At 64.3% G+C, this 12,390-nt stretch carries 3 protein-coding genes; 1 reads left to right on the top strand and 2 read right to left on the bottom strand.

Annotation, left to right across the window (positions count from 1 at the left end):
• Both ACFW0B_RS03355 and ACFW0B_RS03350 read right to left on the bottom strand, forming a co-directional pair.
• Positions 1 to 9,540 (bottom strand): peroxidase family protein (locus tag ACFW0B_RS03355; protein ID WP_449146536.1); only part of this gene is annotated, 9,540 nt, incomplete at its 3' end.
• 825 nt (positions 9,541 to 10,365) lie between these two features.
• Complete coding sequence (locus tag ACFW0B_RS03350; RefSeq protein ID WP_449146535.1) at positions 10,366 to 11,430, bottom strand: sigma-54 interaction domain-containing protein; 1,065 nt, start codon at positions 11,428 to 11,430, stop codon at positions 10,366 to 10,368.
• A gap of 285 nt (positions 11,431 to 11,715) precedes the next feature.
• On the opposite strand from ACFW0B_RS03350, the gene msuE reads away from it, so the two are divergent.
• Positions 11,716 to 12,279, top strand: a complete 564-nt coding sequence (gene msuE / locus ACFW0B_RS03345; protein ID WP_449146534.1) for an FMN reductase — start codon at positions 11,716 to 11,718, stop codon at positions 12,277 to 12,279.
• The last annotated feature ends 111 nt before the right edge of the window (positions 12,280 to 12,390 follow it).

Here is a 12,390-nt window from a genome sequence, read left to right as displayed (position 1 = left end):
CAACGAGGTCCACACCTTGTCGAGCCCCGCATTGGCCCCTTCGATCACCTGGTCGCCAGCATCGGTCACCTCGTAGATGTCGTTGCCAGCTCCGCCGAGCATCGTGTCGGCGCCTGACTTGCCGATCAGCACATCGTTACCCGCGCCACCCTGCAGGAGATTCGCCAATCCGTTACCGGTGCCGCTGAAATTACCACTGCCGCCGTAGTACAGGTTCTCCACGTTCGCCGACAAGGTGTAGCTCGCCAACGAGGTCCACACCTTGTCGAGCCCCGCATTGGCCCCTTCGATCACTTGGTCGCCAGCATCGGTTACCTCATAGATGTCGTTACCAGCCCCCCCAGTCATGCTGTCCGCACCGCTTCCACCAATCAGGATGTCGTCCCCCCCCCCGCCATTGAGCGTGTCATCACCGGCCAGACCACGCAGCGTGTCGTTGCCGTCACCTCCATTCAAGGTATCGCTGCCGATAGTGCCCGTCAGGCTGTCATTACCTGGCGTGCCAGGGACCAGAACCCCCACCTGGCCGGTCGCGGCAGACACCCGCGTTTCCAGCGTACCGAAGTCATCCGTGAAGCTCGCCACCACCCGCAGCAACTGCCCGACCTGGCCGGCACCCGGGGTGAAGCTCGCCGACGGTGCACCGACGTTGCTCCAGCTCGCTCCGCCATTGCTCGAAGCCTGCCACTGGAAGCTGAACACCGAGGTGGTCGTGCCATCCGGATCGGCGATGGTCCCGCGCGTGGCAGTCAGCGCCTGCCCCACTAACGGCGTGGTATCGCTGATCGCCGGCGCCCCCGTCGGCGCATCATTGACCGCAGTATCCGCTACCACATCCGTCGCGTTCGACAGCACGGTCTCCAGCACGCCGTTGGCGTCCTTGTAGATGGCCATCACGCGCATGGCCAGGCCGGCCTGGTCGGCGGTGACGCGGAAGGTGCGCCCCGTGGCGCGGGCAAACTCGCCGGCGGCGACGAAAATGATGTCCTCGAAGATGCCCGAACCGGCTACCCGTTCGACCTGCCAGTAGTAGGACACCGGCCCGGTGATGGTGCCGCCGGGGTTGTCGGCATCGGTGACGCCCTCGAGGGATGCGGTCAGTAGCGTGCCCACTTCAGGTGTCGTATCGCTGATGCTGACCGTGCCGGCTGCCGAGGCGTCCTGCCCGAACACCAGGTCCAGGGTGCCGTCGCTGAACTGCAGGCGCTCGATACCGGTCAGGCGGTCGGTGCCATCGCGGCCGTCCACCAGGTCGCTCACGGTAACCGAACCATCGAGGTTCACCGTCCACTCGTACTCGGACGACAGGCCGCGATAGACCGCGGTATCCAGCGCTGCGTCGCCCTGCAGGATCTCCCGCACGATCACCAGTTGTCCCGGGTTGTAGGTGCCATTCAGCATCAACGGCACCATCTCGGACATGGTGTTGAAGCTGGCGATTTCCGGACCGCTTCCGTCAACATTCTGGCGAACGCTGATACGCACGTTCAGCCACTTGTCACCGTCGATCAGGTCATCGCCACCACGGCCTTCGAGGATATCGCTGCCGCTGCCGCCGAGTAGGATGTTGCCGCCATCGAAGAAGGTGACGCCCGCCCCGAGGAATTCCTGCAGCCCGGAGATCAGCGCGATGTTGGTCAGCACGCTGCCCTTGGCACCTGCAGTCGGCAGGGTGGCGGCGCTTGAGTCGTCGCCGCGCAGCACATCAGCCATCGCCGAACCCGACAACCCCTCGACGAAGTCGAAGCGGGTCAGCACCGAGGCACCCGAACCCGGCATCTGCAGCTGGTCGAAGAAGCGGTTGCTGATGTCGATGGTCACGCCATGGGGGTCACCCTTGAAGATCGCCCAGTCGTAGCCCGACGCACCGATGTAGCGGTTGGTCTCGCCTGCCCCGCCCATCATGATGTCGTCGCCGCCCTCGGCATTGAACTTGTCGTTCTCGCCGCCGCCGATGTAGACATCGTTACCGGAAATCGGGTCATCGCCGAAGGGGTCGAAGTTGTCGCCTGGCGCACCGTCGAAGGCGCCGAGTTCTATCCAGTCGTCCCCCTCATTGCCCATGTCCTGCTCGTTGGGCTTGGAGCCCAGGATGAAGTCGTTGCCCTGGCCGCCGAAGGCTTCACTGGCGTCTTCACCGGTGATGATGAAGTCGTTGCCGAAGCCGCCGAGGATCAGGTTGCCGCCGTTGCCGCCGTGGATCACGTCGTTGCCGTCGTCACCCTTGATGACGTCGTCGCCACCCACGTCCGTGATGATGTCATCGCCATCGCCACCATTGATGATGTCGTTGCCGTAACCCCCATCCAGACGGTCGTTGCCACCGTCGCCATAGAGGGTGTCGTCGCCCTCGCTGGAACGCAGGATGTCGTTGCCGGCACTGCCGCCCAGCACCACATGCTCAACCCCTCGATACAGCAGGTAGTTGCTATCGGTACCCGGGGTCGCCGGGTTGTCGCGGACCACATCCGGCAGCAACGGGTTGTCTCCCAGCGGGTCGTCGCGCCCCGTAGCCCCCAGTCCCGTGTGCTGCAGGTCCTGGGTCACCTCGAGGGTGAAGCCGGGGGTCAGGAAGACCACGCCCGGCAGGTGGGTGGCGTGGGTGTTGGCCATGATCAGCTTGGCGAAGGAGTTGCCTTCCAGCTCGGCGTTGAAGCTCAGGCCGGAGGTGCGCTCCAGGTAATAGAAGCGGTCGCCGTCCTGGAGTTTCTCCAGCTGGTTCTCGAACACGAAGTTGAAGGTCGAGCCCAGCATGCCGCCGAACGGTGTGACCTGCTCGGCCAGGCCACCGATCCAGAAGTCCACCAGATTGAGACCGGTTTCCACGCCAGTCCATGTGCCAGTGCCATTGAGGAAGTCCAGCCGGTCGCCAGGTGCTCCTGCCCCGCCCAGGACGATGGCGGTCGCCGCCGCGCGCTTGTCGACCAGGGTGCTGGCCCCGGTGATGGTGTCGTGGGTGCCGTAGGCCGCGATGAAGTTGATCAGCGACTCCGGATGCTTGAGGTGCATCACCATGTCGGCCCAGCTCACGTACGGCTTCAGGTTGGCATCGCCAGTGGCTTCATAGAACTGCGCCCGGGCATGGTTGAGGCTTGGCACGCCGGTGTCGCGGCCACGGGCGATGTTGATCGCCGCCAGGTCCAGCGGCAGGCCCACCAGGTTGTTGCGCAGGGCCTCGGTGACGAACTCGTCGATCTCGTTGGCCACGGTGCGGGTCACCCCGCGCACGATGGCGCTGGTGGCCTCTTCCGGGGTCACGCCACTGGCGGCATAGGCCAGCGGGTTGAGGAAGGCGGCGATCAGGCCCAGTTGCTGGTCGTTGGTCGGGTGCAGCGGGTCGAAGGTGACCGGGTTGAAGTCGGCGTCGAAGCGGTCGACGGTCTCGGTCAGCATCGAGTGGCCGAAACGGTAAACCGCGTGGGCGAACTCGGCGACGATCGACGGGTCGAGGTTGACGTCATAGACCTGGGTCGGCGCGAAGAACAGGTCGATGTTCGGCTGGATGGTCCGCGCGAACTCTTCGAACACCAGGTGCTGGTACTGCATCTCGGTACCGAACTTGGCGGTCTGGAACAGCCGCTCGCCATTCCACTGCAGGGCGTCGATCGCGTCCGCAGTGGTCGGGAAGGCTGCCGGAGCCGTACCCGGCAGCAGCCACTCGGTGAGGAACGCCAGGTCGTTGCTGGCCAACACGGTGCTCTTGGTCTGCTCCACCAGGCGGTTGTGCTCGGAGTGGAAGATCGCATGCACGGCGGTCAGGCCGATGTTCTCGTTGACCCGCCCGTCACCGGCGATGTAGTGCGCATCCAGCAGCTCGTTGTCGTAGGTCCCGGGTGCCGGCGGGGCATCGACATTGATGACGTTGTCGGCATCCGCCGTGAGGCCGCCAGAGGGATCAGCGGCGTGGGCGATATCGAGGAGGAACTGGTGTCCGGTGCTGACCGCGCCGGCCAGGCTGATGCCCAGGCCGCCGTTGGCAGCCGGGTTACCCTCGACGAGCACATCGTCAGGGGTACCCGGCAGGCCGTCAGGACCAACGAAGACCACCATCGGGAAGCCGTTCGGTCCCTTGATGAAGTTGCCATAGGCGTCGGTGGCCAGCAGCGGCACGTCGAACACATTGGCGTCGGTCAGGTTGATCCCGAGGATGTCGCGGGCCTGGGCCTTGACCACCGCCCAGGTGGCCATGCCACCAAGTTCCGTGTCGTCTTCGGTGCCGAACTGGCCGTCAGCGCCCAGGTTGCGGTTGGTGATCAGCCCACCGGTGGCCACTGGACCATTGGCCGTCATCACGTACTCGCGCAGGAACACCTGGTGCGACGGGTGCGAGCTGTAGGTCTGGTTCTGGTCGACGAAGGGCGTGGTGGTGTTTTCGTTCACACCCGGCTGGCCGTCGACCTGGGTGGCGCGGGTCAGGACCATGAAGTTGGTCGGGCTGCCTTCCACGAAACGCGGGTCGTCCGGCTGCAGCGGGATGAAGATGGTGCCGTTGCCGCCCTTGGTCACCAGGTCCAGGCCGTGGTCGAAGAACTGCCCGAAGAAGGTCATCCAGGCGTTGAAGGGCTTCGAGAGGCCGGCGTCGGGCGAGGCGTTGGGAATGAAGTTCACCAACTGGTCGTCGCCGGTGCCGAACAGCCCGTCCAGGCCCGGGCTGGTGACCAGGGTGGCCCCATCGGTGCCGGCGGCGGCCGCCACCGCCGCCGGGTTGTTGTTGGTCTGGTCGACGATCAGGTTGCTGATGGTGCGCGGGTCGCTGTCCACCACGTCGGTGGAGCTGTTGTAGTCGGTGTTGGAAACGCCGAAGAAGGGAGCCTCATCGTTCTCGTTGTTGAACTCCGGCGGCAACAGCCGCGGGAAGGCGTTGTCGGCGGCGCCGAACTGGCTCTGGTTGAAGCCGGAGAAGTTCAGCAGGTTGTTGAACTCGCCGGTGACCGTCCGCAGGCCCATCGAGGAGCGTATGTTGGGCAGCAGGGACAGGAGGTCGGCACCATTGGCATGGGCTTCGGCGATACGGATCTGCTCGAGGATGAAGTCCAGGTCGGCGCGCACCAGAGCGACGCCGGGGCCGCCGCTGGTGATCGCCGGTCCCGGCTCGACCGGCGTGGTGGGTGTAGGCGGGGTGAAGGGGGCGACAGCCGCGGTGGGCGCGGAGAACACCTGTTCGGTGACGCCGTTGGCATCCTGGTAGACGCCCTTCACGCGGATCGACAGCCCAGCCACATCCGGCGTGATGCGATAGCGGATGCCGTTGGCACTGATGAAGGCCAGGTCGCCGGCCGGCACTTCGACTATGTCTTCGAAGACGCCCGAACCGGGTACCCGCTCGACCTGCCAGGTGTAGTTGACGTCGGTGATGCCACCTCCGGGATTGTCGCCATCGCTGATGCCTGCAGCCGAGACGGTGAGGAAGTCACCGACCTGCAGACCACCGCCGTTGACATCGGTAATGGTCAGCGACCCTACGGGCTGCGCGTTCAGTCCGGGCACCAGAACCATTGCCTGGTCGGCAAACTGCAGCCGCTCGATATGGGTCAGGCGGTCGACACCGTCGGTGCCGACGTTGTCGGTCACCGTGACGATATCGTCGGAAAAATCATCCGCTGTGCCGTTGTCGTCGACGACGACGGTGTAGTTGGCACGGTTGCCGGAGAAGTTCGCGGTGTCGAAATCCGCGTCACCGGAGAGCAGTTCGCGCACAGCCACCAGTTGGCCGGGGTTGATGGTGCCGTTCAGCATGGCCGACATCAGGGTCAGGTTGGCCGGGGTGCCGGCCAGGACGCCCGACTTGTTCTCGATCACGCCGACCATGCTGTCGGCGCTGCCGATCTCGTTGCCGCCGGCATCACGGATGCTGATACGCACGTTCAGCCACAGGTCGCCATCGAGCAGGTCATTGCCGCCGCGCCCTTCGAGGATATCGCTGCCGCTGCCGCCGATGATGATGTTGCCGCCGTCGAATATATCGTCCGCGGTTCCGGTGACGCCGTCGGCCCCAGCACCGGCGCTGCCGACGAAGGCGCGCAGGCCGGAAATCAGGTCGAAGTTGGTCAACGCGCTGCCGGTGGTGCCGCCATGGTTGACGATGTTGGTCGGATTCACGTCGTCGCCACGCAGGATATCGGCGAATGCGGACCCCGACAGGCCCTCCACCTCGGCGAAGCGGTCGAAGATCGACGCCGGCGATTGCGCCACCGGAAAGGCGATATGCTGGCCGACTTCACCAATACCGAGGAAGGCGGCCAATGACAGGTCGGCGGTGACGCCGATCCGGTCATTCTTGTAGGTGGCCCAGTCGTAGCCGGACATACCGTCCATCTTGTCCTGGGCATCGCTGCCGACGAAGATGTCGTCGCCGCCCTCGCCGATCATCTCGTCGAAACCGCCGCCGCCGACGAAGATGTCATTGCCGGCGATGTTGTCATTCAGCAGGGGGGCGAAGTTGTCCCCTGGCGCACCGTCCTGGGTGCCCCACTCGATCCAGTCATCGCCCTCGTTGCCGGTGGGCGGCAGGCTGGTCTTGGCGCTGTAGATGAAGTCGTCGCCCTGGCCACCGAAGATGGTGGCGATGTCCTCGATCGAGACGATGAAGTCCTTGCCATCGCCGCCGAGGATCAGGTGGCCTACGACAGAGCCGGCCATCATGCTGCCAGCGTGGATCACGTCGTTGCCGGCGCCACCTTCCATGCGGTTGTCGCCGCCGGCATCGGTGAGGATGTCGTCGCCGTCGCCGCCCAGTATGAGGTCGTTGCCGTAGCCGCCTTCCAGCACGTCGTTGCCGCCATCGCCGTAGAGGGTGTCGTCACCCTCGCTGGAGATGAGGGTGTCGTTACCCTCGGTACCGCCCAGCACGACGTGGTCCAGGCCCGTATAGCGCAGGTAGTTGGTTTCGACCGCGGCAGTATGAGGATCGTCGCGAATCACCAGGGGAGTGATTTCCACGCCGTTGATGACGATGCCGCCGGTGGGGTCATCCCGGCCGCTGGCGCCCAGGCCGGTGTGCTGCTCGGCCTGGTTGACTTCCAGGGTCCAGGACGGGGTGAAGAAGATCGCGGCGGGCAGGTGCTTGACGTCGGTGTTGTTCATCACCAGCTTGGCGAAGGAGTTGTTCTCCAGTTCGGTGCCGAAGTTCATCCCCGCGGTGCGCGACAGGTAGTAGAAGCGGTCGCCGTTCTGCAGGGCCTCCAGCTGGGTCTCGAAGACGAAGTTGAAGGTCGAGCCGAGCATGCCGCCGAAGGGCATCTTCTCTTCGGCCAGGCCACCGATCCAGAAGTCCACATTGTCCAGGCCGGTGGTGGTCACGCCATCGGGGCCGCTGGCCCAGGCGCCGGTGCTGTGCAGGAAGTCCATGCGGTCGGCCGGCTCACCGGTGCCGCCCAGCACCAGCAGGGTCGCAGCGGCACGTTTGGCCGCCAGGGTGGTGGCGCCGGTGATGCTGCCGTGAGTGCCGTAGGCGGCAATGAAGTTGATCAGCGATTCCGGGTGCTTCAGGTGATCGAGAAAGTCCACCCAGCTGGTGTAGGGGGTGAGCTGTTCGTCGCCGGTCATGTGGTAGAACTCACGGCGCGCGGCATTCAGCGAGGGAATGCCGGCGTCGCGGCCGCGGGCGATGTTGATGGCGGCCAGGTCCAGCGGCAAGCCCACCAGGTTGTTGCGCAGGGCCTCGGTGACGAACTCGTCGATCTCGTTGCCCACGGTGCGGGTCACGCCGCGCACGATGGCGCCGGCGGCGGCGTCCGCGGTCGGCCCGCTGGCGGCATAGGCCAGCGGGTTGAGGAAGGCGGCAATCAGGCCCAACTGCTGGTCGTTGGTCGGGTGCATGGGGTCGAAGGTGACCGGGTCGAAGTTGACGTCCAGGCGATCGATGGTCTCGGTCAGCATCGAGTGGCCGAAGCGGTAAACCGTGTGGGCGAACTCGGCGACGATGGACGCATCGATAGTGGTGTCATAGCCCGTTGGCGCCAGGAATTCGTCCACCTGCGGCTGGATGGTGCGGGCGAACTCCTCGAACACCAGGTGCTGGTACTGCATCTCGGTGCCGAACTTGGCGGCCTGGAACAAGCGCTCGCCGTTCCAGTCCAGGGCGGCGATCGCTTCCGGAGTGGTGGGGAACACAGCGGGTGCGGTGCCGGGCATCAGCCAGGGGGTCAGCTCGGCCAGGCTACCGGAGGCCAGCAGCGTGCTCTTGGTCTGCTCCACCAGGCGGTTGTGCTCGGAGTGGAACACGTGGTGCACGGTGGTCAGGCCGATGTTCTCGTTGACCCGGCCATCACCGGCGATGTAGTGCGCGTCCAGCAGCTCGTTGTCGTAGGTCCCGGCTGCGGGCGCGGTGCCGATGTTGATGATGCTGTCGGCATCCGCCGTCAGGCCGCCGGTGGGATCAGCGGCGTGGGCGATGTCGATGAGGAACTGGTGGCCGGTGCCGACCGCATTGCTCAGGTCGATGGGCGCCAGCGGATTGCCTTCCATCAGGAAGTCGTCGGCAGTGCCGGCCAGGCCGTCGGGCCCCTTCATCACGACTTGCGGGAAGCCATTGGGGCCCTTGATGAAGTTGCCATAGGCATCGGTGGCCAGCAGCGGCACGTCGAACACGTTGGCGTCGGTCAGGTTGATCCCGAGGATGTCGCGGGCCTGGGCCTTGACCACTGCCCAGGTGGCCATGCCGCCAAGTTCCGTGTCGTCGTCGGTGCCGAACTCGCCATCGTCCCCCAGGTTGCGGTTGGTGATCAGCTTGCCGGTGGCGTGCGGCTGGCCGTCGGCGCCGATTTCATAGGCGCGCAGGAATACCTGGTGCGACGGGTGCGAGCTGTAAGTCTGGTTCTGGTCGACGAAGGGCGAAGTGGTGTTCTCGTTCATGCCGGGGCCACCGAACTGGGTGGCGCGGGTCAGGACCATGAAGTTGGTCGGGCTGCCTTCCACGAAGCGCGGGTCGTCCGACTGCAGCGGGATGAAGACGATGTCGTTGCCGCCCTTGGTGACCAAGTCCAGGCCATGGTCGAAGAACTGCCCGAAGAAGGTCATCCAGGCATTGAACGGCGCCGTCAGGCCGGCGTCCGGCGCGATGTTGGGAATGAAGAAAGTCTCTGTGTCATCCCCCGTGCCGAACAGCCCGTCAAGGCCGGGACTGGTCACGATCTGGGCGCCATCCTTGAGCACATCGTCTGGGGTACCGAGAACTCCATCCACGCCGGGGTCGAAGGCCGCCGCGACTGCCGCCGGGTTATTGGCGGTCTGATCGACGATCAGGTTGCTGATGATGCGTGGCTGGGCGTCGATCACCGTCCCGCTGGTCTGCGCGTAGGACGTGCCACCATCGGCCGTCCTGAACACCGGATCCAGCAGGCGCGGGAAGAGGTTGTCCGCGGCGCCGAACTCGCTCTGGCCGGCGAACAGGTTGTTGAACGAACCATCCACGGTGCGCAGGCCGAAGGGCACCTGCACGTTGGGCAGCAGGTCACGGAGCTCCTCGCCATTGGCATGGGCTTCGGCGATGAGAATCTGCTGAAGGATGAAATCCAGGTCCGCAAGGTTGAAATTGGCCATTTTGCTGATTCCTCAATTCCGACGGCGTAAGGGCGTGCGCCATGGCAGCAAGGCAGGGCTCCACGCTTTCGACTTGACTTCGGGATTTGGGGGACTAGATGACGCCTACCTGGTAGCAACGCTGGTGCTAGCGCGATTCATGCTCTTCAGCAGGAGGTTCTATCCCTGAAGGTGCCGGCGATGTCGTACCGGCACCGTGGGTCATCGGCCCGGCGGGCCGTGAAATTCGGAAAGGTGCTGCGAGATGGGCGAAAGCGCCCTCGGAAATGCGGTGTGCGAAGCAGTGCTCATGACGATCTCCCTAGCGTTCCTTGTTTCCCGGCTAAGGCTGCAGCGCCCTCACGATGCAGCTGTCCGCAATGCGAAACAATTTCTTACATACCTGACTAAAGATTCGCCAAAAAACACTGTCAAGCGTACGTCGGACCGGCCAATTTCCTACATAAACTCAATCCAAGTCATTGTTTTCAATTGAATTAGTATTGAAATTTTCTCTTACAAAGTCGATTTCACAAGGCGTTCCGGGGCTATCCCCACCCATTTCGGGGGCTATCACCAATCGCTGAAAGTACCGTTCTAGAGCGCTTCGTGACTCACCCTCTCCGTTAATCCGCTGTTTGCCACCGCCCGGAAGAGCCGGGCGTAACCTTGCAAAATCCGCGATTACGTGAGTCAAAAAACCGTGCTTTTTGCCTGGATGGGCAGCAGGCGTGGACGTTGTGTAGGAGCGAGCTTGCTGGCGAATGGGTGATTCCCGAAAAGCTTCGCGAGCAAGCTCGCTCCTACAGTCCGCTCGCGCCCCGGGGAGAGGCGCGAAAACTGGGATCAGGCCAGGCGAACGCCGGGGGTGCGATGGGCGACTTCCAGCTCACCGATCTTCTCCAGCCGCGCCCTCACGATGTTGCGGCTGATGCCCAGCAGGCGGGCGGTCTGCAGCTGGTTGCCGTGGCAGAAGCGGTAAGCGGTGCGGAACAGGCGCTCCTCGATTTGTTCGTAGAGGTCCGGCAGGTTCTCCTCGAACAGCGCCTCCAGCGCGGCCTCCAGGCCGACGGGCTGGAGCGGCTGGTCCTGGCGGACGGAAGCCAGGCGAATGTCCACCAGCTGCAGGTCGGCCGGTTGCACCTGACGATTGCGACATACCAGCAGTGCGTGGTGGATGGCGTTTTCCAGCTCACGAATGTTGCCCGGCCAGTCATGGGCGAGCAGCTTGCGCTCGGCTTCCGGGCTCAGGCTCGCCGGGGTGTAGCCCAGGCGCCGGCAATGCTCTTCGAGGAAGAATGCCGCCAGGGGCAGGATGTCGCCCTTGCGCTCGCGCAGCGGCGGCAGCTGGATCTTGGCCACGTGCAGCCGGTAGAAGAGATCCTCGCGGAAATGCCCGGCGATCACGGCATCGGCCAGGTTGACGTTGGTCGCCGCCACCAGGCGCACATCGATGGGGATCGGTGTGCGCGAGCCGAGCCGCACCACTTCCCGCTCCTGCAGCACCCGCAGCAGCTTCACCTGCATGTTCAGCGGCAGGTCGCCGATCTCGTCGAGGAACAGGGTGCCGCCGTTGGCCGCCTCGAACCAGCCGGCCTTGCTTTGCGTTGCGCCGGTGAAGGCCCCCTTCTCATGGCCGAAGAGCTCGCTCTCCACCAGGGTTTCCGCGAAGGCGCCACAGTTCACCGCCACGAACGGACCACCGGAGCGGCGACTGAGGTTGTGGAGATGCCGGGCCACCAGCTCCTTGCCGGTGCCGGTTTCCCCGACGATCAAGGCGTTGGCCTCGCTGGGGGCCAGGCGCTCGATGCGGCCAAGCAGGTCACGGGAGGCCGGGTCCTCGAAAACGAGCACGGTGGCCCGGACGGACTTGGTCAATTCACGAGCGTTGGGGAGGGTAAGCAGAGACATGGTGCATTCCTGGCAGCCGAAAGCGCAGGGGAATGATGCCTGACACCCACATAGATTAAAAAATTATCTATTTGTATTTATATATTCCAATAAAACATATACATGAATACCTCACCACCAACACAAGTGTTGCCAGAGCAACACCCGATCAACACTACTGCTGCCCATCAGCCAGGAAATACCCGCCAAACATCGCTTAATTGCCCTGATTCCGCACACTTTTCGCCTTGGTACGCCCTTTGCTCTGTCCCGCTGCACACCCAGCAACAACGCAAGAGATTCTTCATGAGCAAGCCGATCAAAGTGGTCGCTGTCACCGGCAGCACCTTCCGTCCTTCCCGCACCCTGGTACTGACCCAGGCCATCGTCAGCGAACTGGGCCAGCACCTGCCCATCCAGAGCCACCTCATCGAACTGGGCGATATCGCCCGCACGGTTGGCGGTGCATTGTCGCGCAAGGAACTGCCGGAGACCGTCGAGCATGAACTGCGCGCCATCGAAAGCGCCGACCTGCTGGTGGTGGCCACACCGGTCTATCGCGGGACCTACCCGGGCCAGTTCAAGCACCTGTTCGACCTGATCGACCAGCACGCGCTGATCGACACCCCGGTGCTGCTCGCCGCTACCGGCGGCAGCGAACGCCACGCGCTGGTCCTCGACCACCAGCTGCGCCCGCTGTTCAGCTTCTTCCAGTCGCTGACCCTGCCCATCGGCATCTACGCCTCCGAGGCCGACTTCGACAACTACCAGATCACCAGCCAGGCACTGAAGGCACGCATCGCCCTCGCCGCCGAGCGCGCCGCCCCGCTGTTCACCGGCACGGCCGCAGAACTGCTGAAGATCGCCTGAAGGGCCGCACGGATATCCCCTCTCCTGCTCGCGAGAGAAAGCAGCCGGATCTGACCGGGACTCCCAAGGGCAGGCCTGCGGCCTGCTTCCGCGAATGAACTCGCCCCCTCA

Source organism: Metapseudomonas phytobenefica, assembly GCF_043392685.1.
Classification (GTDB): Bacteria; Pseudomonadota; Gammaproteobacteria; order Pseudomonadales; family Pseudomonadaceae; genus Metapseudomonas.
Note: the sequence above shows the minus strand (reverse complement) of the source record. Positions and strands in the feature narration are given on the sequence as shown.